The 26,427-nt window shown below is 43.3% G+C and carries 24 protein-coding genes and 1 pseudogene; 12 read left to right on the forward strand and 13 right to left on the reverse strand.

Going from position 1 to position 26,427, the window contains the following annotated elements:
• Nucleotides 1-5: 5 nt before the first annotated feature.
• The 7 genes from FS373_RS15290 to FS373_RS15320 are packed head-to-tail and all read left to right on the forward strand — an operon-like array spanning nucleotide 6 to nucleotide 3,977.
• Complete coding sequence (locus FS373_RS15290; RefSeq protein WP_227992813.1) at nucleotides 6-302, forward strand: hypothetical protein; 297 nt, start codon at nucleotides 6-8, stop codon at nucleotides 300-302.
• Nucleotides 302-1,120 (forward strand): hypothetical protein, encoded by an 819-nt coding sequence (locus tag FS373_RS15295; protein WP_152829787.1) that lies wholly within the window; start codon nucleotides 302-304, stop codon nucleotides 1,118-1,120. Before FS373_RS15290 ends, FS373_RS15295 begins: the two co-directional genes overlap by 1 nt.
• Nucleotides 1,120-2,637: a WD40/YVTN/BNR-like repeat-containing protein gene (locus FS373_RS15300; protein ID WP_152829788.1), complete on the forward strand. Its 1,518-nt coding sequence runs from the start codon at nucleotides 1,120-1,122 to the stop codon at nucleotides 2,635-2,637. Before FS373_RS15295 ends, FS373_RS15300 begins: the two co-directional genes overlap by 1 nt.
• Nucleotides 2,638-3,231, forward strand: a complete 594-nt coding sequence (locus FS373_RS15305) for a hypothetical protein (protein ID WP_194165860.1) — start codon at nucleotides 2,638-2,640, stop codon at nucleotides 3,229-3,231.
• Entirely contained in the window at nucleotides 3,185-3,562 is a 378-nt protein-coding gene (locus FS373_RS15310) for a hypothetical protein (RefSeq protein WP_227992814.1), read from the forward strand. Before FS373_RS15305 ends, FS373_RS15310 begins: the two co-directional genes overlap by 47 nt.
• A 1-nt stretch (nucleotide 3,563) precedes the next feature.
• Nucleotides 3,564-3,794 (forward strand): hypothetical protein, encoded by a 231-nt coding sequence (locus FS373_RS15315; RefSeq protein ID WP_152829789.1) that lies wholly within the window; start codon nucleotides 3,564-3,566, stop codon nucleotides 3,792-3,794.
• A 3-nt stretch (nucleotides 3,795-3,797) separates the two neighbouring features.
• On the forward strand, nucleotides 3,798-3,977 hold the full coding sequence (locus FS373_RS15320) for a hypothetical protein (protein ID WP_152829790.1): 180 nt from the start codon (nucleotides 3,798-3,800) through the stop codon (nucleotides 3,975-3,977).
• Between the two features lie 189 nt (nucleotides 3,978-4,166).
• On the opposite strand, the gene FS373_RS15325 is transcribed toward FS373_RS15320, so the two are convergent.
• From FS373_RS15325 to FS373_RS15345, 5 genes are all read right to left on the reverse strand, one after another.
• Nucleotides 4,167-4,694 (reverse strand): hypothetical protein, encoded by a 528-nt coding sequence (locus FS373_RS15325; protein WP_152829791.1) that lies wholly within the window; start codon nucleotides 4,692-4,694, stop codon nucleotides 4,167-4,169.
• 358 nt (nucleotides 4,695-5,052) lie between these two features.
• Entirely contained in the window at nucleotides 5,053-6,192 is a 1,140-nt protein-coding gene (locus tag FS373_RS15330) for an FAD-dependent monooxygenase (protein ID WP_152829792.1), read from the reverse strand.
• 136 nt (nucleotides 6,193-6,328) lie between these two features.
• Nucleotides 6,329-7,081, reverse strand: coding sequence for an SDR family NAD(P)-dependent oxidoreductase (locus FS373_RS15335; protein ID WP_144046560.1), 753 nt, complete (start codon nucleotides 7,079-7,081; stop codon nucleotides 6,329-6,331).
• 158 nt (nucleotides 7,082-7,239) lie between these two features.
• A complete protein-coding gene (locus FS373_RS15340) occupies nucleotides 7,240-7,887 on the reverse strand; it encodes a beta/gamma crystallin domain-containing protein (protein ID WP_144046561.1) in 648 nt (215 codons plus the stop codon).
• 337 nt (nucleotides 7,888-8,224) lie between these two features.
• Nucleotides 8,225-8,653, reverse strand: coding sequence for a YybH family protein (locus FS373_RS15345; RefSeq protein WP_152829793.1), 429 nt, complete (start codon nucleotides 8,651-8,653; stop codon nucleotides 8,225-8,227).
• A gap of 181 nt (nucleotides 8,654-8,834) precedes the next feature.
• Here FS373_RS15345 and FS373_RS15350 point away from each other — a divergent pair, with 181 nt between their 5' ends.
• A complete protein-coding gene (locus tag FS373_RS15350; protein WP_144046563.1) occupies nucleotides 8,835-9,173 on the forward strand; it encodes a winged helix-turn-helix transcriptional regulator in 339 nt (112 codons plus the stop codon).
• A 116-nt stretch (nucleotides 9,174-9,289) separates the two neighbouring features.
• Here FS373_RS15350 and FS373_RS15355 read toward each other — a convergent pair whose 3' ends face one another.
• Nucleotides 9,290-9,637 (reverse strand): hypothetical protein, encoded by a 348-nt coding sequence (locus tag FS373_RS15355; RefSeq protein ID WP_144046564.1) that lies wholly within the window; start codon nucleotides 9,635-9,637, stop codon nucleotides 9,290-9,292.
• A 135-nt stretch (nucleotides 9,638-9,772) separates the two neighbouring features.
• A complete protein-coding gene (locus FS373_RS15360) occupies nucleotides 9,773-10,051 on the reverse strand; it encodes a hypothetical protein (RefSeq protein WP_144046565.1) in 279 nt (92 codons plus the stop codon).
• A 126-nt stretch (nucleotides 10,052-10,177) separates the two neighbouring features.
• Here FS373_RS15360 and FS373_RS32755 point away from each other — a divergent pair.
• Nucleotides 10,178-10,372: pseudogene (locus tag FS373_RS32755) on the forward strand (putative quinol monooxygenase); the annotation flags it as partial.
• Between the two features lie 143 nt (nucleotides 10,373-10,515).
• Here the strand turns inward: FS373_RS32755 and FS373_RS15365 are convergent.
• The 5 genes from FS373_RS15365 to FS373_RS15385 form a co-directional block, all read right to left on the reverse strand.
• Nucleotides 10,516-12,630, reverse strand: a complete 2,115-nt coding sequence (locus FS373_RS15365; RefSeq protein WP_152829794.1) for a hypothetical protein — start codon at nucleotides 12,628-12,630, stop codon at nucleotides 10,516-10,518.
• A gap of 421 nt (nucleotides 12,631-13,051) precedes the next feature.
• Nucleotides 13,052-13,762, reverse strand: coding sequence for a LysE family translocator (locus FS373_RS15370; RefSeq protein ID WP_144046567.1), 711 nt, complete (start codon nucleotides 13,760-13,762; stop codon nucleotides 13,052-13,054).
• A gap of 601 nt (nucleotides 13,763-14,363) precedes the next feature.
• Entirely contained in the window at nucleotides 14,364-17,465 is a 3,102-nt protein-coding gene (locus tag FS373_RS15375) for an efflux RND transporter permease subunit (RefSeq protein WP_152829795.1), read from the reverse strand.
• Nucleotides 17,465-18,508, reverse strand: a complete 1,044-nt coding sequence (locus FS373_RS15380) for an efflux RND transporter periplasmic adaptor subunit (protein WP_152829796.1) — start codon at nucleotides 18,506-18,508, stop codon at nucleotides 17,465-17,467. Before FS373_RS15380 ends, FS373_RS15375 begins: the two co-directional genes overlap by 1 nt.
• Before the next feature lie 246 nt (nucleotides 18,509-18,754).
• The gene (locus tag FS373_RS15385) at nucleotides 18,755-20,245 is read right to left on the reverse strand and encodes an oligopeptide:H+ symporter (RefSeq protein WP_152829797.1); all 1,491 of its coding nucleotides are present in this window, start codon (nucleotides 20,243-20,245) and stop codon (nucleotides 18,755-18,757) included.
• A 440-nt stretch (nucleotides 20,246-20,685) separates the two neighbouring features.
• Here FS373_RS15385 and FS373_RS15390 point away from each other — a divergent pair, with 440 nt between their 5' ends.
• From FS373_RS15390 to FS373_RS15400, 3 genes are all read left to right on the forward strand, one after another.
• Nucleotides 20,686-20,976 carry a hypothetical protein gene (locus FS373_RS15390; RefSeq protein ID WP_144046570.1) on the forward strand — a complete coding sequence of 97 codons (291 nt, stop codon included), beginning with the start codon at nucleotides 20,686-20,688 and terminating at the stop codon, nucleotides 20,974-20,976.
• A gap of 72 nt (nucleotides 20,977-21,048) precedes the next feature.
• Nucleotides 21,049-23,310 (forward strand): TonB-dependent receptor, encoded by a 2,262-nt coding sequence (locus tag FS373_RS15395; RefSeq protein WP_144046571.1) that lies wholly within the window; start codon nucleotides 21,049-21,051, stop codon nucleotides 23,308-23,310.
• 205 nt (nucleotides 23,311-23,515) lie between these two features.
• Complete coding sequence (locus FS373_RS15400; RefSeq protein ID WP_152829798.1) at nucleotides 23,516-25,186, forward strand: sensor histidine kinase; 1,671 nt, start codon at nucleotides 23,516-23,518, stop codon at nucleotides 25,184-25,186.
• 52 nt (nucleotides 25,187-25,238) lie between these two features.
• On the opposite strand, the gene FS373_RS15405 is transcribed toward FS373_RS15400, so the two are convergent.
• Entirely contained in the window at nucleotides 25,239-26,390 is a 1,152-nt protein-coding gene (locus tag FS373_RS15405) for a flavin-containing monooxygenase (RefSeq protein WP_144046573.1), read from the reverse strand.
• Nucleotides 26,391-26,427: the final 37 nt, after the last annotated feature.

Raw genomic sequence — 26,427 nt, forward strand, 5'->3', positions numbered from 1 at the left:
ATGACTTGCGCACCATTCAACGCGAAGTCTCACAAGGCGTGGCGCAATTAATCGAGTGGGCAGGGGAGTTTTATACTGTTGTTCGCTCAGAAAATGCCGCCAATGGTGCCGAACTTGTCATCGTCGCGGCAGCGGGTAAAAACTCGCTGCCGCACCTTCAACACATCAATCAACTGGCAAAGTCACAGGGCTTTGCCAGTATCAGGCTCCACACGTTAAAACCTGAACCCATGCTCAGAATGAGCAGTAAGGCGGGGCTAGGTTATCAGCGAGCCGAAACGGTATTAAGGACGGTTTTATAATGGGGTCAAACTCACGTTCACAATCAGAACAGGCAACAGAAAATAACAGTACGACCTTTGGTATTCAGGGGGCGAATAATGGCCTCATTCTCAATGGCTCAGGTAATACAATTACTGATGGCGGCGCATTTGAAATCGTCGCTAACATTGCCGATATGCTGCCGCAATTATTCAGCCAAGGTGCGGGCATGGTCACTGACGGGTTTAATGCCGTGGCAGATGTTGCCATGGCGGGCGAACGTCAAACAGAAAACGTATTAGACGCCGCTAATGACTTGTTTCTTGAGTCTAATAATACTCAACGGGAAATAGCTCGTCTCAATGCCGATGTCATGACAGAAACGGGCGAAATTCTCAGCCGTGGTCTTAACGAAGGTTATGATTTTGGCCGTGATGCTATGGACTTAGTTAACCGTGGTGTTGGCGACAGTTATGACTTTGGCCGTGATGCTATGGACTTAGTTAACCGTGGTGTTGGTGACAGTTATGACTTTGGCCGTGATGCTATGGACTCAGTATTTAGCAATGTCGATACCATGGTTCGCAGTAACACAGACATTAGTTTGGCCGCTATGGATAACAGTAGCGACTTAGCCGAAAACCTCACTCTCGCCGCGCTCAACTCCAACAACGAAACCACTCAAACTACTACCCGCCAACTAACAGACGGGTTCAAAGATATGATGAATTTTGCCGAGGATTTTAGCCGCTCCGATTCTGTGGCCGCAGCCAAAGACAGCAATAAATCGCTGATGTATGTCGGCGGCGGGTTAACGCTGGTTGCTGTTGCAATAATTATGGCAAAGGGGAAGAAGTAATGATTTTCACCACTACCTTATTAGCAGGACAAACCAACGTCTTAAATAAAGTCGGCCGTTACTTCTATTTGCTGTCTTCACCTGATGTGGTTCGTATTCGTTTCCGTGATGGGGCTAAGCACTCCACTGACTTTGAAACAGATATGCGTGAAGGGATGAGCGCAGATTTCCCCATTGAAATAACCGAAATCACTTTAGAGAGTAAAACGGCCCAACGTATCGAGTTTTGGTTAGGCAATACCAAACTCGATTACTCCATGTTAGCGGCTGGCGGTGCTAGCTCTTTTGTTAATTCAGGTCATGCCATATGTGGCTTAGGCTCAAATCTGGCCATTGACCGACATTTTAGACGAAAGAGCATCACGCTAACCGCTTCGGCGGATATCGTTATCGGTGGTTTAGATGTGAATGCCAATAACGGTTACAGCCTTAAAGCGGGTGAGCCGTTAACCCTAGGTACGCGCGGTGCGATTCATGCTTACGTTAAGCCCGCAAAAATTGACATGGTGTCGAATCAAACCTCACGCACAGGCGTTCCGGCCACGGGCAGAGATGACGATTACTTTCATAATGATGAATCCAGTTGTTTCTTCCATGACAAAACCACCGGAAACCTGATCACCGGCAATGGCCGTTTGGTGTATTCACAGGACGATGGCCGAACTTGGTTAGATAGCCAAGTCGCCCCATTGTTCGGTAAGGATTCCATGGAGGTGTACCAACAGTTTGGGCAAACACCTAACGGTATTTTTGTTTTCAGACCACACCTGTCACGAATAGGCGTGTCTCGTGATGGTGGTGAAACCTTTGACTATTTCGCTAGCTTGCAAGGTTCCCTTGATATTCACGGCCAAGTGATAAATGACGGCTTACATGTGTTCAGTGGTTGGATTTCTGCTGATGAACAAAACCTATTGTTTGCCGCAGAGGAGCGTATCTGGCAAAGCTTCGATGCTGGGCAAACATGGGAAGCCTTACCACGCAATGGCGCTAACTCAGTGGTTCATAAGACCTCAACGGGTGATATCTATTCCATCACTGAGCGCAATGTATACAAGCTGTTAAATAACCAATGGATGGAGATTGCTTTAAGTGGTGGTGATTCTGGTCACAGCTTGGTGTCTACCGGAAATAAGCTGTACTGGTTTGATGCTAATCGGGGTGTGTTACTCCATACCCATGATGGTGGGCAATCATGGCACGAGTTGACAACCAGCCGCCAAGAGGCCCGTTTTGCTAAATACATGATTAAGGTGGGTAACTCTGTCGTGCTTGGCGGGCTTAACTGGCTTGGGGTAATTGAAAACTTTGGCGGTGAGCTGACATGGTATGAATCTAATTTAGCCTCTGGTGCGCAATATGCGGGTGATCGTCTTGTCTTTGACGGGCAGAACATCATCGTCAGGCAAATTGAAGACAGACAAAACACGGTGCCTATTTCGATTGTCTGGCCTGTGGCGATTTCTGTTGGGGCGATATTTGATGTGCCGCTTCAATGGCTGGCTGAGAATAACTAGGTGCGCAACCTAACATTAATCGGTGCTGCGACCGTGTGTAGCCTAGGCGCTTGGTGGTTTACACGAAGCACTAAGACAACACCTGTCACGGTCAATTCAGTGCCAAATACTGACTTTAACGCTGTGCTTTTCCCATGGGAGAACACAGCGACAAGTTCCACACAACCCAATACAGGAAGTACTATGCGAATGCCTCGGGGGTTAGCTAACAATAATCCGCTTAATATTCGGGAAAATGACCGCGTTGATTACGACTGGTTAGGCGAATCTATCGTCGATAACGATGAAAGTTTTGAAGTGTTTGATACCCCATTTTATGGGATTAGAGCCGCCGCCCGTATCTTGAAAACTTATCGAGATAAAAGGGGGCTTAATACCGTTGAAGGCATCATTAACCGTTGGGCTCCTACACATGAAAACCCCACTCCAGAGTATGCAAATTTTGTGGCGAATCGTGCAGGCGTATCTGTACAACAGCCGCTATCTATGGCCGATTATCCGAAAGTGATTGGCGCAATGATCCACTTTGAAAACGGATATAACCCCTATGATGAAACGCTTATCAATAGTGCAACTGCCCAAGGGCTTGCATAGTGCAGTGATAGCTGGCGCGGCGGTGTATCTGGTTCATCAGTTAACCAAAGGGTTAGGGCGGTTGGATGAAACGGCCAACATACTCACCAAACCTGTCGGTCAAGCATGGTCAGATGTGAGTGCCTGGGCGGGCGGTTGGCAAGCGGTAGAACTGACCGCCTTGATCATTCAGCCTTGGTATTTAGACAGCAACTTTCAGATCTCAAGTGAAGCATGGCGAGTGCTTACAGTTGATGAGAAGAATAGGGCGCTCATGCACCAACTTTTTGATAACCGAACACTGAAACAAGAATATCGACATTTAGTCGGTCAACCAATAGAAGGGCTCTAACTTGAAAGCAATCAGAAACTATCTTACTCAGTGGTCAACATGGCGGGGCCTTGCGCTTATTGCGGCCGCGATATCAGGGATACATCCAGATGCAGCTAATGCACTGGTCACAGTCGGGGATGCCATTGTTAGCCAGCAAAGCGCGAGCGTAGTTGCAATCGGGGCAGTAGGAGCTTGGGAAGCGTTCAGAAATGAACGTAAGCACGATAAAACCTTACTCTGGAGGCCATAATCTATGGAATTGGAAGCATTAACTCTAATGAAGCAGCTAGGCGCACCAATTACAGGTGCAATGGCTGTATTTCTGTTATGGCGTATAAGCTCGCTTATGGCCGAGCAGAAAGCCACATTGATAAAGCTTATCCATGATATTGATAAGCGTGTCACACGGCTAGAAGCTAAAAACGGCGTGTAAAATAGGATGTGTTAATGCCGATAAGTGTCATTATCGGCAATTGATATAAAAATCAGAATAGTCATACTTTCAGTCAATAAAAAGCCCATAGGATAAAGTACGGGCTTTTGTTCTTTTAACGGATTACTTAAACACATGAAGTTATTTAAGTAATCAAAGCTTAGTTTAGAAATATTAAACTACAAGCTATCACTTGCTTTTTATTCTAACTCTTTCCGAAAAAACCATCTTTTCAGCGACGATGGGTGACTGTTTAACTTTCTCCAGAGTCCTAATCATAATGTCTATTTCCTCACGTATAGCTTCGGCTTCGTCATCGTTTCTAAGTTCTGAAACTTGGATTTTTAGCTGGTTTTTTTCGACACGATCAAATCTATTAAATTGCCTGTCATAGAAGATTTTTAATAACTCACTTGGTGCAAAAGTTAATCTGTCGTAAGGCGTATAAAGACGACCATCTACAAACTTGAATCCGTCCCATTCTTTAGAGTCAGGGATTGAACGCTCATACAGGGATACGTAATGATCAACCCAATCAGGGCAACCAGTGATAACCCAATTATTAATAGTGCGAGTGGTGACATGAAAAAAAGCAGCTGCGATCTTTGTATCGATGGTGCCATTTTCCCGGTTAAAGTTAGCCAAAAAGAAACTACGTGTTTTTGGTTTCATAGATAAAAGTCCATTTAAGTCGTTTTTTATAGAACAATTTTTCATAAATTACCTATGGAGTTATTTCTAATTGTTCTTATTGATGAGCAGCAATTGCTTGAAAGACAAAACTAAACAGCAATAAGAAAAGTGTAAAAATCAACGCTTCTAGGTATTTACGGAGGCAATCAATATGATCGCCTCAATCTATAGTATGACGAAATATCTTCTTATGCGCACAATGTATATTATGTTAAATAACTTATCTAACATTAGGGGCTGATAATGCTTTTCACTCAAGATCCACTCCACTTAGGATTCCAGTTGTTTATGAGCATAGACTGCCACCATTACAGCTTTCACAAAACGCAATAAAAGAGGCTCATCGAAGTATTACAATGAGCCCTGTTTATGATCGGTATGTTTAAGAGTGTTCAGATTTATCCCAAAGTAATAGCTTGCGCCAGCCATTCACGTTAGCCGGGCCGGTTTTTCGGATCACCATGTTACGAATGACACGACCGATAAATGAGCGCCCTTTTCCGGCCAGGTGAATCACTCTATTGGATTCATCGATAACCCAGGAGATCTGCGCTAGACGTTGCGCTTTAAATTCTGGCAATAAGGTTTTGGTGGTTTTATGAGTCTTAAGTAAGTCAGCCAAACAATGCACATCTTCTAAGCCCATACCAACACCTTGTTGCAGTGTCGGTGGGCATCCATGCAGTGCATCGCCAATGAGCACGACTTTACCCGAATAGACATCACGCGAAGCCACGGCTTTTAATCTACCTTGTATAACAGGCGTATCGGCCTCTAAAGACTCGATAGCAGAGACAACCTTGCTCTCGAAACCAGAAAAACGTTTACGCAACCAGGCTTTCTTATCGCTTATCGATTCAAACTCACCACTTTTATCTAGCACGTGTGCATAGCAATAGACTTTGTTGTCTGGCATAGGATAACGCATAAAGAAGTTATCTGAGCCCAAATAATATGTAGGCTCTAGTCCTTGAGTATCTTGCTCAATCAAGAAACGCCAGTTTGTCACACCCAGATCTTCTAATTCCGAGTTCTCGAATGCCATATGACGAGTTTGTGAGTTTATACCATCAGCAGCAACCACAAGATCAAACAGCTCAGAGTGTCCATTGTCGAACTCAACATCGGCAATTTCATCATATTGATTTATTCGCTTAATGGTGACGCCAAACCTGACTTTATTATCCATACCTTGGCGCAGTAACTCGAGCAGCTTTACTCTTGGCAATGCCAGAAATGGCTGCTGGTTCAATGGTTCTTCTAATAAGGAAGCAGACGATATAACTTTGCCATTGGGCTTAACGTAACTGACAGTTTTAACCTGATGAGCCGACTCTACGACTTGCTGCTTCAATCCTAACTTATCCAAACCTGCTACGGCATTCGCAGGAAGGCATATTCCAGCACCATCACACGACCATGAACTAGTTCGCTCTATGAGCGTATATTCATGTGCGGTAGCATCAAGACGCCTGGCAAGGGATAACCCGGCGATACCGGCGCCAACAATAAGGATTTTCATTAGTTTTATTCTTGTCTATAAATTATATGGGCCGAGTATGTCAGTCTAAGTAGGCTAACGCAAAAAATAGTTATTAGTGAATGTTAGGTAAAAGTTGGTGCGTAAGCGCCCTATCCTTCTTATCAGGCTTTATTCATCAGATAGATTGCTGGCTCAATATCAAACCATCGTCGACAGGTATGTAACTGCCAGTAATATTTGATGATTGATTTGATAAAAGAAATAAGGCAGCAGATTCTGCTTCTTGAGCTGTAGCCATCCTTTCTAATGGCACTTGATTAATGACAACACGCTCAAATTCTAGTTTTGCATCTTCGGGGAATAAACTTCCGGGGGAAGTTGCAATAGATCCAAAAAACAATGCATTAACTCGCACTCCTTTTGGACCTAACTCTCTAGCCCAGACTCGAATACTTGTTAGTAGCGCACCTTTTGACGCTGAATATAAACTCGTTGGGGCGGCTTCTTCATACACAGAACTGGAATTCGAAACGAGAATCGAAGCATCACTTTTCAAATACTTACTTAATGCCACAACCTGTAATATTGGCCCTCTAGAATTCACACTCAATACTGGTTTATAAATGTCTTCAGTTATCTCATCACAAGTATCATGCCTATCTATGCTGGCATTTAGCCAAAGACCGTCGAGATAACCATGCTCTTTGACGACTACGGCCAGTTCAACCCCCGTCGATGGACTCCGGGAGTCATTTTCAACCACAGAAATACACGAACCATATTGTTCTTCTAATTCTTTGAGCTTAGTGACATTTCGTCCTGTAGCGATAACCTTGCCACCATGATTGATAATACTTTCGGTAGTGGCTAATCCCAAACCACTGGTCGCTCCGGTTATTAAGTAGAGCTTACCTTGAAAATCATACATATAAATTCCTAGCTTGGTTTAACCATTTCTCCCAGGGCAAGTTGACCAACTTCTCACGGTGAAATCGGTTCACACTCTGAGTGCACTATGTTCAAAAAATCCCTCAGTTTTCGCCGAGGGATTCTTGATTTAAATCAGGTGGTCTGAGATCTTCGCGATTAGATAGGGAGAGATTCTAGCGTCAACACGAAATAGTTCTTTGCATCAGGAACAGCCTTCACAGACATGTTTTTAGGGTACAGATTATCAGAAGCATTCCAGTCAACTTCTACTCCACCACTCTGTGCTGAGTGTTTGAAGTACAGAGCACCATTGGCAGGATATATCCCACCTTTTTCGACTTGCACACTGATAAACATGTCTTCAATTTGTGTAGGGCTCATTTTACCGATAGGATAAAAATCGGGATCATCACTACTGGATACAACCGGAATTAACGCGCCAGAACCTGATACGTTAGAATGGAGTGTGTAAACCCCTTCTATGCTTTTACTCGTTTCAAGTTTGATGTAGATGACGTCGTTATCATTAGGGATAACGCAAAAACAACTAATACCTTCACCGAAACTGTTACCAATTTCCGGTTCATCTTCATAAAATTGCTGAGTAATACCTAAACCCTCTCCGTGTTGCCAGCAAATAATAGAGACATCTTTACCTACACGAATAGACTGAGTTTTGTCGTTAAACCCTTCTTCCGTAGCGCCAATCACACCATCTTCAGGGCTATAAGTGTGTTCGATACCGTCATAAACAGGCGCTTCAAAAAGTGTACATGTTGTATTGTGAATTTGAGCTTTGCTCATTTTTATTCCTACCTTATATATTGACGCTTATATTAAGAAACCATTCACTTACACATCAAGTAATTGATAACCTGTTGATATTTATCAATGTAGAATAAAATCTCGCGTATGGTAACTTCTCTTTCGGACAGGTAGACACCCCCAGAAATTTAGAACAAAGGCATATATCAAGCGAATGCAGATACAAGACCGAACACAGCTCAGAAAGAAAGTCCAAACAAAGGTGACAGAGCGACATAAAGGTATCGGAGCGAATAACAGAACTGTGGATGTCGGTGTTATTCGATATGCTATTGAGTAAAGTATTCTCTACTGTTTTATAGATATTACGTCCTTTTTAGAATCCATTTGGATTATCAATTAAGTAGACCCACCCATTATCTTGATACTGCATAACTTCAAGCGCGGTGCCACTAACATCACTATCGGCAAGCTTCCACTCGGAACGAATCAAAGCGATGTTGCCATTGATATGAATCGACGTAGACAAGGTCTGCATTTCACTGTCAAAACTTAAATAAGGGGCTAGTGCTTTAGCAATTTCTTCATGGCCTGTCGCCCTCCCCCCATCACTATCAAGAATAAATGTCGCATTTGCTGCAAATAATGTTGTCAGTCCTGTAAGATCTTTTGCCTTAAAATACTGAGCAAATAGAGAGTGAAGCTCATCGGGTGATTGTGGCTTCTGGTAATCAAGGGGGACATCGGCTTTTGCATTAACAACAAAAAATGACACCAAAAGTATTAGTGTTTTTACTAGATTCATCTTTATTTCCTTTATTGTGTGCGCCATTAAATAACGATATTTTGGCAATGAAGTTACGATACTCAAGTTAGTTTCTTTTTACTATTAGTAACCAAAAAGTAACTAGTTACCTTTTGGTTACTAGGGCATTTTGCACAAAAAAATGATACTTTGGACAAACTAAAGCGGTGAGGAAAACTAAATGAGACATGTCACAGCCCCCGAGGGGTACTGTAATGTTGATAAGTATTTATCTTTAATATCAACTAAGTGGACAGCGCACATTGTCTATCTGCTTGGGAAATGTGAGCTAATGAGGTTTGGCCAAATACAGAAAGAACTGGCATTAGTATCCAGTAAAGTGCTCAGTTCAAGGTTGAAATTGTTGGAGGCTGAGCAGTTTATCTGGAGAGAGCAACAAGCAACGATTCCAGTGACGGTCAATTATGGTTTAACCGCTAAAGGGAAAGAGTTAGCGGAGATAGTTAGCCTGATAGTCGATAAGTCAGACGCTTGGGATGCGAACATTACTAGTAAGTGATTCAGTTATGTTCTCATAATATGTCTTTTAATTAATGATACACAAGCTGTTTTCCTATACTAATCCCACGTAAGCCCACGAAATTTGTCATCAACAACAAATCGTCCCCAATACCATTAGTCTGAGATGATTTGGTAAAAAGGTTCTTCGAAAAGTAAGTGAGAAGACGTTCCCTCCCGATCACTTCTGTTTTCATTTCGATAAGAGATAAAATTCCAAGTCGCTGCAGAAACATCTGATTCAGGTTTAACCCCAGGTGAAATAACATTTTGGCCTAAAGTGAGTTCTATCTCACCCAAAAAATCTTTAACTTTTTTCAGTTCTTCAGAGGCATAACCTAATTCCTTATCAGCTTTTACATAAAGAGTGATTTGTGCTCCAACGGCTACACGAGATTCCGGCGGGCAACGATTTAAGTCACTAATAGGTTTTATATATGTCAAATAACGTCGATAAAGTGTCACCTACATTCGTTATTTTCAGGTGACCGTTTACAAGGAAATACGTTATTTAATGTTTAAAATGATTTATTCTTGATTACAGAAACCTGGGTATGGCTCTGCAAATTGGCCGCTGTTACCTGCCCAGTTATTGGCTCGTTATATGCCAAGTTCCTTTTTTATTTTATTGTTTTCCAACGCGAGTTTAATTGTCTGAAAAGTACAGAAAGCAGCCCAAGGAACTGCGATGGCTAATGCTGTATTAACTACCGAGGAGTCTGCTAATAATGGATGAAGGGACTCAGGGTTGTCTCCAAATTTTGAAAACAAACCTAAACCTATCACAAGCATGGCTGGAAAGTCGTACCAGCTTAGCCTCTTTAGTTTATTTTCATTTTCTTTTAACCTATTTTCTAGTTGATCCCTTTCATATTGCATTTACTTATTCCTTGTTTCGAAGATTAGACATATAACATTGGTCTAGTGCACATAGGTGCATTTATTAATGCCTATCATCTAAATTAATCATATTGTCAGTAAGCTGAGTTTACATATCACAGCACGACAAAGCCCAATATATTTATATTTCAGGAGGAGTTTTCCAACCAGCAAGCATTCGATGACCATTGCCAGCAGCCTCACTTCATTACTCTGCTGCAGCGGCTCGAAGGTCTACTAGCGCAAGAACCAGAGAGCGGTTTCTTAACCCCTTTAGAGAATAAACAATACAAACCATCAATGACCTATGTTACTCGCTAAGTCCACACATTATGGTTTTACAAAATAGGCCTTATAGCATAAATGTCATAAGGCCTATTTTTATCACGTGTTATGCGAGATTGCACATTACGTCTGTTGATAGGGAGAAATTATGGCTTTTAACATCAAGCCCGAGTCTAGTATTAAACCCGTATTGCGTTTAATTCACTGATTGGTTCCCCTAACCAAAATAAACTAATGGGTGTCTCATTTTTGTTCTCAAGGTGCAAGTCAGAGAGCTTAGATGCATAACCATAACGAACGTGCTCAGGGGTTCCCCAAGCAGGGATGGCATTAGTATCAATGGATTTCAGCAGCTCCTGTTTCAAGTTTTTTTCCTGCTCTAGTCTTTGTTCAGATCCTAGGGTTCTATTTTGCTGTAATTCAATCAAAGCATCTGTAAGTTCGGGCTTCACATTAAGCTGGCTCAAGTGAGATAAGACTGATTCAGCGTCGTGAGTTTTCAATAACTCTTGAGTGTATTGTGATAAGTCACTCGCAATTCTATCTAGAAATTGCCCTTTATTCATCACCCGTAAATCGATTGTGTCTTGAATAAACTGCTCTGCTGCAGTCTCAGGTATTTTGGGGAAATTATGGACCAGACTTACTCTTAACATAGTCCTGTTATCGGAGGAGTAATTGACCTCACCTGCTGCTATATATTGCGGCATAATATTGGTTAACGCCCCTATTGAGGCTTTCACAGTAGCAAGTTGCGGAGAGACGACAACTGATGCGACCTCTGTTTTAACTACATTTTCGACCTGGTCTCGCACGCCAGGTCCTTTAGCACTGGCTAAATCCTGTTGCGCCGTTTGATAATGAGAAAGCGTTTGTTGCAGAATGGTCACATGTCCTTGATAAACAGCCTTATCATGCGAGTTTAAACTGACCGATTTAGTTTTTGCAGCGCTATCAATCTGGTCCTGTATATCGGCTAACTGGTCTTGTAATTTTGAAACATCAACTGGCGATAAATCAAGCTGGTCTGTCAGTCCATTAATACGCTCGCGCACCTGTTCTAAATAAGTATGCTGTACATTACCAGCCATCTGCGCGACCGAAGCCCCCACGATGATAACGCCGTTCTCTGATTCGGCCTTTTTAGATTGAATCCCCAGTACCGTATTGTAGGGTTTATCGGAATAAATCTGATCGATATCATAAATGGGTTCTAAGTATTTTGAGATAGATGGGTCTAATACCGAATGAATAGCACCAGCTCTCTTGCTATCTTGACCCAGTGCATAGACATAAAAGTCTGCCTTCAAAGTGTCCGCTGTTTTCTCTTTGTTATTATGAGAGAAATCAATGTTAATCTTGCCGTTTTCATCCGGAGAAATCGAAACCTTATCGACTTTAACCAAACTTTTTTCGGCAGCCTCTGGTGCATGCTCAAGCTGATTACCATCTAACAGTACAGGCGAGGTTGAACGAATAAACCATTTAATGTCGGCACCCAGACTCCCTGCTCTTTCAACCGCATCAATACCAGCATTTGGGCCATGCACGACAACCGTTTTTCCTTTTAACGATTCTCCATTATCTGTTAAGCGCATAAACTCATCTAAATCTAAGACCTGACTCTTAAGGGATTCTTTGTTATTCACAGTGATATTGCCAAGGCGTTGTTCTGCAGGCGTCAGTGATGATGAATCATCACTTTCAGCCAAAGCATTGGTGTGTGGCCCAGCGCCAATACCTAATATAACCTGCTTAGCAACAAACTCATGGCCTTGCTTAGTACTCACTTTAAACAGGCCATTGTCACCTTTTTTTACACTGGTTACTTCGTCATTTACCTCTCGAACACCGAGGCTGACCGCACGGTTAATTTGCGCGGTATTCGCATCAGAAAATTGCTGGCGATCTGCATATTCCTTACTATATTCTGGTGCTTTACTGCCCCAGGTATCTATCAGCTCATTTTGATGATTGATAAAACCAGAGCCTCGTACTTCTTTAGACCAGGGCTCAGAGCTACCTATGACCATGGCTCGCCCCGTTAATGGAGGTTCATGGGATAGTGCTTGTGCTGAATGCTGTCCTTCATATCGGTCACAAACCTCAGTTAACGCATAAGCAATACTGCTTCCACGACCAATGAAGATCACATCCTGCACTTGATTGTTGCGTGCCGTCTCCACCTTGTCAGAAATTTTTTTAATTGAACTGGTTTGGTTAACCGTCGATACATTTTGATCACTAGTGTGTGTGGAAATAGTCGTTGGCTGAGATGAGTTAAGTATCTGCATATGGCTCCAGTTATTTATTTAATAATTGATTGCTAATTTATACATTTATTCAAAATAAATGGCATAACAAAAAGACGCTTTTTTTTATATTTCAATTAATTAGTAAAAAACATCATGTGCCAAAGGCTACAAGCCGGTGAACAAACTAACGGATATGATGGTAAGCGGAACGCTATAATCTCTGATAGTGCCAGTATCAAATCAATTAGACTGCATAAGTTAATGCATAAAAAAAACCCGCAGCCTTCAGAGGAAGGCTGCGGGTGAAAGGACTAGCGAGATTAGACATGCTTGTCTAAGCAGAGTAAAACAGAATCCTGCGCCTAAACAGCTGTCCTAACGGTCAGGACCCATAGCGGTGTCAAGGTTCATTTATTTTATTCAGTGCTCACATAAAGCTGATATCAGGTCATAGCTCATGTTACAGCTTAGTGACTGCCAGCTTAGCGCCGAAGCCCAGGAAGATGCTGCCGGAGACATAATTCATCCAGCGGGCGTTTCTGACATTCGTCAGCAGAGATTTAAACTTCTCAGCCATCATTATCACCACCAAAAACCAGCTCGAAACCACGATGGCTTGAGTCAGGCCTAAGATCATGCTGTCGGCCAGTACGCTTTGCTGCGAGATAAACTGCGGAAATATAGACAGGTAAAACATGACAATCTTAGGATTAAGCATGTTAGTCAGAAAGCCTTTCATAAAATCATTGGCCATAGCCCGACTGTCTTTACTTAATTTAGTGCTTGCGGCGACAGTTTCCGCTACTTTTTCGCCGGCAAGATCGGCTTGTGGTTTGGCTACTGGCTCTGTGATGGGCTCAGCTGCTAGCTTCAATGTGCTTAAGTTGATGCCTGCGCGGATATTGCTGATGCCTAACCAGATTAAGTAGGCTACGCCCAACCATTTTAAAAGCATAAATGCCCATACAGACTGGCTCAATAACAGACTGATGCCTTGAGCCGAGATAAACGCGTGGACGATGAATCCCAGGCTGACACCGGCAATGTTGCTAAAAGCCAGTAATCGACTTTTTGTCAGCGCAGTAAAGAGTACCAGTAAGGCATTGGGTCCAGGGATAATGGCGATCAGGAAGACAATTCCTGCGAACAAGATAATAGTATCGATATTCATGGTAATTCCATTTTTAAATGTGCAACAATTCCACCCGAGACACGCTCAGATGTTTAAAAAATTGTACTTGTACTTGGTCAGCTTCTTAAACAGTGATGAATAAGTAGAAGCTAAGCCATCAGCCTTTGGCTGGAAATATTAACCGCGCGGGGGGCAGCGGTTAGCGCAGATACAAGTCGTGCACATCATAGATACCTTGTTTGATTGACTCAAAATACCGCCACATTGTAACGGTCATCGATTTAGAAAGCTGATTTAAAGAAACAACTGATTTAAAGCAATCAGCGAACTCCAGATTAACTAACCTAGTATCAGACCGCAAGCCTAGTGCTTCCTTCTGTCACAACGAGTGCAAGTTATAAAGAGAAGAGACAGTCCTGAACAGTAAAAAGCCATGAACGGTAAACAGTCCTGAACGAAAAAAGAGTTGAGACAAGCGCCCTCACCTGCAATCGCTCGACAAAGTCCTAAGATCCAGTGATGTAAAATTCGGGCTCAAAAATCTTAAGCCATAGCGATTAATTAGATGTTGTGAACAGGTCTATCCCCCTGTAGCTCTGTCATAGTAGTTCCTTAAATCGCCAGACTTCTATTTAAGGAACTAACTAACCGGAGTATTATTTTCTCTAAGCTCGAGTATCTCTTGTTTAACAGAGCCCGGAGATTTAGTTGAATTGCACAATAATTTATACATGGTAGGGATAACCACTAGTGTAACCAATGTAGAAAAACCCATACCGAAAAACACCACTATCCCCACAGATATGCGACTCTCAGCCCCAGCACCACTGGACAATAATAACGGTAAGGCACCAGCTAGTGTGGTAAACGCAGTCATAAGGATAGGTCGTAATCTGCGAGTCGCACCTTCTATAATTGCAGAGTCGAACGACTCGCCCTTATCTCTTAATTGGCCGATAAATTCCACTATGAGGATACCATTTTTAGTCACCATACCTATCAGCATTATGATGCCTATCTGACTGTAGATATTAATACTCTGACCGGTTAACCAAATTCCCAGAAAAGCACCAAATATGCCTGTTGGCACGGTCAGCATGACAACAAAGGGATTGATGAAGCTTTCAAATTGCGCAGCCATCACTAAGTAAACAACCAACAATGCCAGTATAAAGATGAGCATGGTGCTATTTTGATTATCAATAAAATCTTTAGAGTCTCCGGAATAACTCAAGTTGATATCTTGAGGTAGGTTATCAATAGCCAGATCTTCAGCATAAGTTAATGCATCACCTAAGCTTGCTCCATCAGCCAGGTCTGCTTTTATCACTATTGATTTCCGTTTTCCTATATGTGTCAGTTTCTGCGCCGAAGCAATGCGCTTTACACGCGTGAAAGAGTCGACAGATACTATTTCCCCTGAGCTAGTCCGCATAAATATGCTCGATAAATCACTACTCGATTTAAATTTTTGCTCATCGCCACGCACGAATACATCGTACTCATTGCCACTTTCAATATAAGTGGTCTCTGTTTTCCCCCCTAACATGACATTTAAGGTATCTGAGACCTCTGACACACTTATCCCCAGTTCAGCCGCCCGCTTTCTATCGACTTTAATTATCATTTCAGGCGTTTTTTCCGAGTAATCGATCAACGCACCAGTCATGAGAGGACTGCTCTCCATCTTGGTTTCCATCACCATCGCCCACTCGTTGAGCGTGGCGTAATCGCTGCCACTTAATACGATTTGTACTGGTTCTTTAGAGCCACCTTTAAATCCTGGAAGCGTAGGTCTTATTCGCACATCAGGAATATTAGCAAGTTGCTTCTTTACTATTTTTAAGATGGTTTGAGCACTTTGCTGACGTAAATCCCAATCTTCTAATTGCAAGATGGCTAAACCAAATTGATCGCCACTTTTACCGCCTGAGATGGGTGTCTGTACACTGATTGACTTTATAGTACCGTCATTTAGCATCGACAATAGCCGCTTTTCAATCTTCTTCATATTATCTGACATGCGGGTAAAACTGGTCCCCTCAGGGCCATTCACTTTAATTAAAATAATGCCTCTGTCTTCTTGAGGCATTAGCTGTGAGGGAGTGTTAGTGGCAATGATAAAACTTGCCACTAAGCAAAGAATGATGATAATTGGTGCGTTATAATTATGCTTTAAGCTCTGATTAAGCAAGTTTCGATAATGCACTTCTAGCCCTGATAATACCTGCTCTACTTTAGTATTGAATACATTGTTTGTTTGCTTTTTACGTAACAGCTTTGCGCCTAAAACTGGCGTTAAAGTTAATGCAATTAAGGTTGAAAATAAGACCGAAACCGCAATCATTACTGCAAATTCGGTAAACAAGCGCCCAATCATACCGTCCATAAATGCAATGGGCAGAAACACCATAACCAGAACAAACGTAGTTGCTAACACAGCAAAACCGACTTCTCGAGTTCCTTCATACGCTGCAAGTAACGGTGGCCGGCCTTTTTGGATGTGATGATATATGTTTTCAACCACTACAATGGCGTCATCAACGACTAACCCTATCGCCAATATTAGGGCTAATAGGGTTATTAAGTTAACCGAAAATCCTAAATAGCTGGCAAAGATAAATGTCGCAACAAGCGAGACGGGAACAGTAACAGCAGGGATCAATGTGGCCCGCGCCTGACCAAGAAACAGATAGAGGACCAAGATAACCAGAGCACAAGTCATCAACAGTGTTTTGTATACTTCATTAATCGAACGTTCTATGAAAACGGTAGCATCATAGTCGACAAGAATTTGGGTACCTTTTGGCAGAAACTTTTGTATCTGAGCCACTTCGCGATGAACCAGGTTAGCAAGTTCCAGTGGATTCGCATCTGCTTGAGGCACTATAGCCAGACTCACACTGGAAATACCGTTACTTCGATAGCTTGAATTTTCACTCTCGGCCTTCAATTTCACTTCAGCGACTTGATTTAGATAGATCACAGTGCCAGAGTTTGATTTACCAATAACAAGAAACCTGAAATCTTTCTCAGCATCATAGAGGCGCTCTGTGCGGACTGGCATTACGATGGAATCATTTCTCACCTCGCCCGCCGGGCTCTCTAAATTCTCTGCCTTCAAAGCATCGAGTATATCGGTCGTTGTGATCTGATGCCCTGCCATTTTTTCTGGATCTAGCTTGATATACATGACTTTAAACAAACCACCAGATAAATCGACCGCGCTAACACCATTGAGGATATTAAACCTGTCTTCAACATTCTGACTAACAAAATCAGTCAGCTGGGTTCTATTCATCGCTGAAGAGGTGACATTGACATATAGCGCTGGTTCACCCGTTCCGTCATCTTTTGATACTGTGGGCTCGTCTGCATCTTCAGGTAGAGAGTTCTTAGCCCGTGCAATAGCATCTCTAATATCGCTCACACCTTCATTAATATCGGCGCCTTCCTCAAATTCAATGGTGATACTCGACGCACCATTTTTACTGGTTGAGGTGATATCCTTAACCCCATTAATACCAGTGAGTTGTTCCTCAAGTTTAGCGGTGATCTGACTTTCTATGATCGATGCCGAGGCACCTTTATACTTGGTGCTTATGTTCGCAATAGGACTTACCATATCGGGCATTTCGGTTACTGGGAGTTTAAGAAATGCCACCATGCCAAACAGGGTCAACAGTATGCTTAAGACTATCGCAATCGTTGGCCGTTCAACGGAAGTATCAGAGATCCACATTATTTAGTCGCCTCTGATGCTGGTATAGTGGATTCCTTTACCATGTCTTGGTCTTGTATATTCACCAAGCCTTCTGTCACGATACGTTGACCTGGACTCAGGCCTGATATCACTGTCATCAGCTCACCAAATTGATCCCCTAGCTCCACCTCAATCCTGTTAGCTATTTGTTTATCATCTATGATGTATACATAGGTCTGGTCAGCTGCATACTCAATCGCTTGTAACGGCAAAACTGTGTAGTCGTACGATGGAAACTGGAGTTTTGCATGAGCGAGCATGCCAGGTTTTAGCTTTTGTTGAAGATTAGGAATGGAAACTCTTATTTTTATATCAAGACTTTGTGGCTGCACTCTGGAGTCAATTGCTTCTACGACACCAATGAACGTCTCGTTACGCCATGCACTGAATTTAGTGGTAATAATCAGGCCTTTCGTTAGTTTTGAAATATACTTTTCGGGAATATTTAAATCCACTTGCATCAATGAAAGATCGTCCAACGTCATTAGGGACTCATCCTTAATCAACCTTTGTCCTACCGTGATATTGCCTAAACCCAATACCCCTGAAAATGGCGCAACTAATTGGTGATCATTAAAATTGACTCTTGCGGCATCAAGTTTTGCTTGCGCTATATCCACACTGTTCTGTTGGCTCTCTTTGATGGTTTGGCTCACTCCACCTTTGAGGCCAAGTTGTATATACTCATCTAGCTTACGAGTTTCATCTTTAAGGTAAGCCTGCGCCTCAGCCAATTCAGCTTTTACCAGATCATTGTTGAGTGTGAGTAGGATATCCCCTTTCTCAACATACTCGCTGTCTGCAATCCTTATCATTTCAACTCGCCCATCAACTTCTGAAGTAATGACCACTGACTTTTTAGCAACAAGTGTTCCCACAAGTTTTACCGAATCAAGAATAGTCTGGGATTCAACCAGCGCAGAGGTAATGTATATCTCTTTTTCTTTGGCTTTATTGGTTTGATTGCTATCGCAACCAAAAAGGAAGATTAAGAGGACCAATAACAAGGAAGTATTTTTCATGGGCTTTATCTGAAATTAAGATTGACTTAAGTCTAGACTATATTTTTGTCAGATCTATTGGTTTTACACTTAATTACACTAACCATTACAGTGAGTTACTTCTCACTTAACCAGATAAACGTGACATCCGGCACTTAAGTTTAAACAGATTTATAAATGCCTTCGGACAGCAAGAGTCGAAGGCATTTTATGCAGATAAGTATGCGACTCTGTATGCAAGAGCGCACTTGTCCCAGATAACCAATATTAGCTTGCCTGCTGCAGCGCTTCACTGTCGGCTACTTGATCATCATTCATCATCCTGGTCAGCTTAGGTGCAAGCCAAGCCATGATGATAGCGATGACTAAGGTCACCAGACCTATGTCCAAAAACAGATCTATGTAGATAGGTAAAGTCAGCAGTGGCTCGGTCACGTTCTCTGGTGCGGCGCTGAAGGTGGCAACGTAACCACCGATGACAAACGATGCCGCCTGAGTTAGGAACCAGGCGCCCATGGTGAACCCCATCAGACGTTGAGGCACTAGGCTGGCTACCATGGCCAGACCCAGACCGCTGATCAGCAACTCACCCAAACTCTGAAACAGATACACTAGTACCATCCACCACATAGACACCATGCCTTGGCTGTCGGCAAAGTAAGTGCCTGCAGCAGCAACTATCAAGAAGGCAAAGGCACACATAAACATGCCTAAGGTAAACTTGGCAGGCATGGACAGATCCCGTCCCTGCTGGCCAAAGCGCAAATAGAGGTAAGCGAGTATGGGACTACACAAGACCACCCAAAATGGATTTAACGCCTGCAGACTAACAGGGTTAATATTAAAACCCATCACTTGGGTATCGACATTGTAGATGGTGAAGAAATTGAGCGAGGTCGGCATCTGCGCGTAGAGAACATAGAAGATGATTGCTTGCAGCATCAGGATAAACACCACTATCATCCGCTTTCTGGTGACACCTGTCTCTGCCAAGGTTTCCTTGGCAAATATACTAATCACGCCTATGCCAATCAAGCCCAGCACGATATTAGCCATCATGATGTTGACCATCAGCCAGGCACACAAAAATACCGCAGCCACAGACACTAGCATCACAATCAATAGGCGGATATAGCTCAGTGGTTGATTATCGGGTTTCGAGCCGATTCCTTGTACGGTATAGCGAAACAGCAGATAACTCAGCAGACTCGCGATCAGGCCAAGACCTGAGATAGCAAAGGCCACCCCATAACCATACGCGTCAGCAATGACCGGGCTCAGTGACAGCGCCACCAGAGATCCCACATTAATCGCCATATAGTACAAGGTAAATGCGCCATCGAGACGACTGTCGTTATCCTCGTAGCATTTTGCCAGCAGGCTTGCCGGGTTAGCCTTAAACAAACCATTGCCCACGGCCACAGTGGCTAGCGCATAGAAAATAAGTCCGGGATGCTCAATTGACATGGCCATCATGAAATAACCTAGCGCCAACACCAGAGCGCCCAAAATCATGGTTCTCTTAGTCCCCAGCACATGATCGCCCACATAACCACCGATCGCCACTAAGCCAAACACTAAGGCAGCAAATGCACCGAAGGTCACGAAGGCATCTTGCTGGCTATAGCCCAGATGCTCGACAAAATAGACGGCTAAGATCCCTTGCAGGCCGTAGTAACCGAACCGTTCCCACAGCTCGATGAAAAATATCATCTTGAAGGGTTTAGGCTGGTTGAAAATACTCGTGTCACTTTTCATGCAGGATAGGTTCACTATTTTCTAATTGAATAAAACATTAAACCCCGAGTCGACGAATATTATTGTGAGCTAATTAACTATCACAGGTTTAAAGTGTGACCTACGTCACAAAGGCACACCTGCGAACACAGAGGTAACATGCTGTAACACAAGTTAATAACCAAAACCTTTCTCTGTAACAGCTACACCCCTTCAGACACAGGGCTGGCAGTCCCTGCACCGATAGATAGAATCAGAGATCAAGGGGGGAAACTCTCATAGAGACAGATAAACACTGGGTTGCTGGAGCGGTTTATTCAACAGAAATTTGAAGTTATCGCGACTTTTTAGCTTTGCAATTTCTATCGAGCAAGAGTAACTTGAGCCATTACTAAAATAGAATTAGCAAACGTATCGTTTAATAAGCTAATCGAGCATAAGAGGAGATCAGGTTAACTATAATGACAAATCGGATGTCCCTGACGCTTAAAAATAGCCTCTGGCTAGTGTTCGGCTTGTGGCTGATTGCTCTGCAATCAATCACCCTCGCCCATTCTGTCGAGCATGCGCTTGAGCACGATAATACCCACTGTGTTTACAGCAATATTTATCATGATCACAGTGCTGGCCCGACAACGGTCATCATGCCAGCAATGTGTCAGCAGCAAGCTGAAATTATTGCTCCTCCACAGTATCTTCAGCCTTCATTACCTTGGCTGCGCAGCCTAAACGTACGTGCCCCTCCCTTTTAGTCCTTAAGCAAACCCAAAATTAATCTAAAAATTATCTAAAAAGTTTTTTGCTTATCTATAAGGACAGGCACAATGAAACACGCTCTATCATATATAGCGCTAGCGGTTGCTGGCGGTTGTACACCTGTAATGGCGGCTCAGCTACAAGGTCAAATTACCGATATTAATGGGGCGCCTATCGCTGGCGCACATGTGAGTATCGACGGTGGTAACAAGACAACCAGTGACTCTCAAGGTCAATATCAATTAACGCTTACCGACAACAGTCATGTGCATCTGCATGTGAGTGATGACAACTACAGACATGCAGATCATGATTTACAGATAGCCACAGGCACTGTGACGCAAGATGTGTCACTCGAGCAGGCCATGATGGAAAACATTGTCGTTACCGCATCGCCTTTTCTGCGCTCGGCCATGGAAAGCACAACGCCAATCAGCGTGATGACGGCAGATCAGCTGAAACTGAATATCGAACCTAGCTTAGGCGATACACTCGAGAAGCTGCCCGGTGTGCAAGCCTCTCATTTTGGTGCCGGTGCCAGTCGCCCGATTATCCGCGGAATGAGTGGCCCTCGAGTGTTAGTGCTAGAAAATGGCCTTTCGGTGGGCGATGCCTCGACTGTATCGGCGGATCATGCGGTGACCACTGAAGCTGGAACGGCGCAGCAAATCGAGATTCTGCGGGGACCAGGCTCTCTACTCTATGGCAACGGTGCGATTGGTGGCGTCGTCAATGTGGTCAATAATCGAGTTCATGAAGAATCAGTCGATGAATTATCCGGTAACTTCGGCACTCACTATGTGACAGGCAATAATGGCCGCACGGTCAATGGTGAGTTAAACGGCGGCAACGGACAATTCAATTGGCATCTAGACGGCACTCATCGCAATACAGATGATTTCGATATTGCCGGCAACGCCATTGAGGGTCAAAGCGACACCCAAGGTAGCTTGGCCAATAGTCAGCTAAAACTCGATGATTATGCCGCCGGTGTCGGATACACGGGGGATGACAGCTTTATCAGTATATCCGGGGCTCGCACTGAGTCTAACTACGGTATTCCGGGCCGAGGTGTGGAAGGTGATCCCGACATCACCATAGATTTGCAAAAAACGGCCTGGCAACTTCACTCTGGCCTGTTAGATCCATTCTCTGGTGTGAGTAAACTGCGTTTCGACGCAGGTTATACCGATTATCAGCATGCCGAGGAGGAAAATGGCGATGCCGATACCTTCTTTTTTAACAAGCAAAGTGAAGCCCGCTTAAGCATTAACAATACGCCTTGGGGCGAATGGCAAGGCGTTATGGGCCTACACGCCATTCACAGAGATTTTTCAGTTCAAGGGGAAGAAGCACTGACCCCAGACAGCAAAACTGACACCATCGCGGCGTTTATCGTACAAGAGCGTAAAATTGATAATTTTCGTATCGAGCTTGGGGGTCGCATCGAGCATTATCGTTTAGACCCTAACACCATGGATCTACAAACTGGCGTACAAGACTATCAGCCCGAAGGCGTGAGTGATAACAATATGACGCTTTCAGCCGGTGTAGTCTGGGATTTCGATCCGGCCTACAACTTAGGCTTATCAATCGAAAGAGCCGAGCGTTCAGCCACCGCCGAAGAGCTTTACAGTTTTGGCGCACATGATGCGACCCAAAGCTTCGAAGTGGGCTCTCAATTTAAGATTGAAAACGGTAACGTCATTCCCAACAGTGACGCTAGCGATAAGGAGATCGCCAATAATATCGATCTAACCTTGCGGAAATTAGAGGGAGCATGGACCGGGTCTTTGAGTGTGGCCTATAACAGGATCAATGATTTCTACTATGAAAGAGATACTGGGCTTAACGCCTCCGATATTGGTGCAGAAGGCGATCTGCCGGTGTACCAATTCACCCAAGGCGATGCCGACCTCTACTCGGTAGAAGCCCAGGCTAATATTCCCTTTGATGATACCTGGTCACTGGATTTACTCAGTGATTACACCCGTGGAAAATTGGTCGATGGTGGCAATTTACCCCTTATGTCACCTATGCGTTTTGGCTCAACCCTTAACTTTGATCTTCAGGACTGGCATGCAGAGCTTGGTGTGATGGCTTATGCAAAACAGACAGACACTGCCGAAAATGAGACAGAAACTGCGGGTTATGCCCTGGTCGATACAGCGGTTACCTATCACCTTGGAACGGAAGATGGCGACTTGATGTTCTATGTAAAAGGCAACAATCTACTCAATCAAGATGCGAGGCCACATACCTCATTACTGAAAGAATACTCCCCACTGATGGGACGTAGTTTTATGATAGGCATGAACTACGATTTTTAATCGGCTCTACACTTAGGAGTATTACCGCGTTCTAGCCTCAAAGCGAAGTCATTGACTTCGCTTTTTTATTAGCCGCTAGCCTACTATCAAAGGTTCTGAACTACACTTTCAGCTAGACCTGTCACTCTTATTTACTCGGTGAACTTGATAAAGCTTGGTATCGGCTTTCTGACAAAGCATGAGTTAATAGCAATTGGTTTTGATATTGGATAAATCTAAAACGCATCTGTTTATTTGGTTAACCATAGGCATTAGTCTATTTGTTCACGCTGCCGCACTGATTATTAGCAACACAATTCTAGAACTCTATGTCTGGCCGCTGCCGGAGGCTCATTCATCTATCGAGATGTTCGGCTCTGCTATCGCCCTATTTCTTGCGCTCTTACTCATCGTCTTTGAGAAAAGCGGCCGGGGAACCAGCCACAATATTGAAATTGCCTGCGCTATGATAGCCATGGGGACACTGGATGGGTTTCACGCAATCGTCGAAGTTGGCCAACAATTTGTTTGGCTACACAGTTTAGCCACTCTGGCTGGCGGCCTGTTATTCTCCTCGTTTTTACTGACTAAGGGTGGCTTATCAAATAATTTCAAGGCACCTTGGATAACACTGGCACTTTCTATCTTAGTTGGCCTACTTAGCCTTGTATATTCGCCGTTAATTCCTATCATGGTTATTGATGGGAAGTTTACTCTAGCCGCTATGGGGCTCAATATTGTTGGCGGCATTGGATTCTTTATTGCTGCGTTTAAACTGATAAAAACTAACCAAAAAACCAATAATATTAATGACCTGCTCTTTAGCATGCACTGTTTGTTATTTGGCGCCGCTGCGATCATGTTTGAGCAATCGGCATTATGGGATCTTGCATGGTGGGGCTGGCACTTGCTCAGATTGATGGCATACCTTGTTGCCGTCATTTTTTTAATCTTAGAAGGTCTGGTGATATTAAAAGAGCTGAAACACTATCAGCGCAATTTAGAAGCCACCGTGCTCGATAGAACTCAGGATCTTGAAAATGCTAATCAGAATTTAAATCGCGCATTGATAGAGCTAACAGCCACCCAAGATCAACTGATCCAGCGGGAGAAAATGGCATCCCTTGGTGAGTTAGTTGCAGGCGTTGCCCACGAGATCAATACCCCCATAGGTGTCGGCGTCACCTCAACCTCTTTTCTTGAGCAAAATGTCCAAAGGATCAGTCGAGCCTATAAGGCTAATGAGCTGTCATCTGAAGAGCTGGAAAGCTTTATCGACACCACTGAGCAGACTTGCGAGTTACTCACCTCAAATCTGCGCCGGGCAGCCTTGCTGGTCAGCAGTTTCAAACTCGTTGCCGTAGAGCCTTCAGATGTGAAAATGAGAGAGTTTAAGGTTAAGGAATATCTCGATGGGATAATTTTTTCAATCAATGATTCGGTTAAAGATCAGCGCTATAGCGTCATCTTAGATTGCGACCCCAATTTAGTCATAATGAGTAAGCCTTGTACGCTATCGAAAATAATCAGAAATCTTATTCTCAATTCAGTCCATCACGCATTTAACTTTGACGGCAATGATGACAGTTCAAAGGACGCCATTAGCAAAGGGCTTATCAATATCTCAATAGAATGCTGTGATAACGAGGTTCACTTAATATATCGGGACAACGGCATAGGATTAACTGATGAGCAGAAACAGAAAATATTCAATCCTTTCTATACCACTAGCCGCAACTGTGGCAGGGTCGGCCTAGGCGCACACGTCATCTACAATCAGGTTTTACAAGGGTTAAAAGGCTCGATAGAAGTCAGCAGTAAGTTTAATCAGGGGACCAGATTTGATATTAGGTTCAATGTTAAGGGCAAACAAACCTTGTTGGACAACTCAATATAAAAAGCAGCCGATGTTAACAGCTGCCTCGATGTTGAAACTATGCTAATAGGCACTATTTCAGCGTTGCAACCTCTTTTCTTACACCTTCAACAACGGCATCAACAACACATGGAGTATTTGGTCGATATGGTGAGGCTTCGGTGACAAGGTCGCGATCATCTTTCTGGTTTTTCAGGATACGCATCATCAAATATTCTGCATCTCTCCACACCCCACCTAAGGTTGCTGAGCCTCGGGTATATAACCAAGGAAGTCCAATAAAGTACAATCCATCGACATCATCACTGATCCCACGATAATTACTTGGGTAGTTCATCTCATCAAAAGTGATATTTTCAATCCAGAAAAAGTTGGGTTTAAACCCTGTCGCCCAGATAATATTTTTGATACTGCTGATGCTGCCTTTTTGAAACTTTATACTTGTCTGGTCGGCCGATAATGTTCTCCCCATATGGATCACATTCTTTTTGGCCAGCAGTGTCTTCACGTCGGTACCTATAACCGGTTGCACACCTTTACTCAACCATTGACCAATTTTGCTAAAACGTGTCACCGATAAAAAGCCTATTTTTGTGAACCACCACCATAAGGTTTTGCCTAAGAATGATTGTGGTATCGCCGTGATTTTATCGGTTCCAGAGAAATGCACGGTACGTCCAGTCTCTGCAATTTCTGATAAAATTTGTACCCCTGAATCTCCGGCTCCGACGACTAAACAGTCGCCATCTTGCAGCTGTTCGGGGTTTTTGTAGTGTTCACTGTGTAATTGAATAATATTATCAGCGATATCGGCGTGGCAAGGGGGGGTGTATGGCGTATGGAAGGGACCCGTGGCAATAATGATCTGTTTGGCCTGATAACGACCCGTTGCACTGATTATTTCAAAAATACCATTAACTTTTTTGACTGAGGTGATTCTTTGATTAAATTCAATGGGTATAGAAAATTTTTCAACATAACTTTTTAAATAGTCTGCCACTTCATATTTATTGGGGTAATACCCTTTAGGAAATGGAAATAACATCCCCGGAAGATGGTTATATTCTGTAGGGGTAAACAACTTTAACGAATCCCAGCGTTTTAACCAAGGCGCACCAATGTGCTCATTGGCGTCTAAAATTAGGTAATCTTTATTATTTTTCGATAAATTATATGCCATAGACAGTCCAGACTGCCCTGCGCCAATAATGATAAATTCTTTCATGGATCCCTAATAAGTTGCTTATTAAAATTATTATGCG

It is taken from the genome of Shewanella sp. YLB-07 (assembly GCF_009377275.1).

Excerpts from the sequence above, each read along its gene's own strand:
- FS373_RS15385 (WP_152829797.1), bottom strand. The coding sequence starts at position 20,245 with ATGAAAAGTGACACGAGTATTTTCAACCAGCCTAAACCCTTCAAGATG.
- FS373_RS15380 (WP_152829796.1), bottom strand. The coding sequence starts at position 18,508 with ATGAAAAATACTTCCTTGTTATTGGTCCTCTTAATCTTCCTTTTTGGT.
- FS373_RS15365 (WP_152829794.1), bottom strand. The coding sequence starts at position 12,630 with ATGCAGATACTTAACTCATCTCAGCCAACGACTATTTCCACACACACT.
- FS373_RS15360 (WP_144046565.1), bottom strand. The coding sequence starts at position 10,051 with ATGCAATATGAAAGGGATCAACTAGAAAATAGGTTAAAAGAAAATGAA.
- FS373_RS15405 (WP_144046573.1), bottom strand. The coding sequence starts at position 26,390 with ATGAAAGAATTTATCATTATTGGCGCAGGGCAGTCTGGACTGTCTATG.
- FS373_RS15345 (WP_152829793.1), bottom strand. The coding sequence starts at position 8,653 with ATGAATCTAGTAAAAACACTAATACTTTTGGTGTCATTTTTTGTTGTT.
- FS373_RS15395 (WP_144046571.1), top strand. The coding sequence starts at position 21,049 with ATGAAACACGCTCTATCATATATAGCGCTAGCGGTTGCTGGCGGTTGT.
- FS373_RS15390 (WP_144046570.1), top strand. The coding sequence starts at position 20,686 with ATGACAAATCGGATGTCCCTGACGCTTAAAAATAGCCTCTGGCTAGTG.
- FS373_RS15330 (WP_152829792.1), bottom strand. The coding sequence starts at position 6,192 with ATGAAAATCCTTATTGTTGGCGCCGGTATCGCCGGGTTATCCCTTGCC.
- FS373_RS15370 (WP_144046567.1), bottom strand. The coding sequence starts at position 13,762 with ATGAATATCGATACTATTATCTTGTTCGCAGGAATTGTCTTCCTGATC.
- FS373_RS15375 (WP_152829795.1), bottom strand. The coding sequence starts at position 17,465 with ATGTGGATCTCTGATACTTCCGTTGAACGGCCAACGATTGCGATAGTC.
- FS373_RS15300 (WP_152829788.1), top strand. The coding sequence starts at position 1,120 with ATGATTTTCACCACTACCTTATTAGCAGGACAAACCAACGTCTTAAAT.
- FS373_RS15320 (WP_152829790.1), top strand. The coding sequence starts at position 3,798 with ATGGAATTGGAAGCATTAACTCTAATGAAGCAGCTAGGCGCACCAATT.
- FS373_RS15340 (WP_144046561.1), bottom strand. The coding sequence starts at position 7,887 with ATGAGCAAAGCTCAAATTCACAATACAACATGTACACTTTTTGAAGCG.
- FS373_RS15295 (WP_152829787.1), top strand. The coding sequence starts at position 302 with ATGGGGTCAAACTCACGTTCACAATCAGAACAGGCAACAGAAAATAAC.
- FS373_RS15350 (WP_144046563.1), top strand. The coding sequence starts at position 8,835 with ATGAGACATGTCACAGCCCCCGAGGGGTACTGTAATGTTGATAAGTAT.
- FS373_RS15335 (WP_144046560.1), bottom strand. The coding sequence starts at position 7,081 with ATGTATGATTTTCAAGGTAAGCTCTACTTAATAACCGGAGCGACCAGT.
- FS373_RS15325 (WP_152829791.1), bottom strand. The coding sequence starts at position 4,694 with ATGAAAAATTGTTCTATAAAAAACGACTTAAATGGACTTTTATCTATG.
- FS373_RS15310 (WP_227992814.1), top strand. The coding sequence starts at position 3,185 with ATGATGAAACGCTTATCAATAGTGCAACTGCCCAAGGGCTTGCATAGT.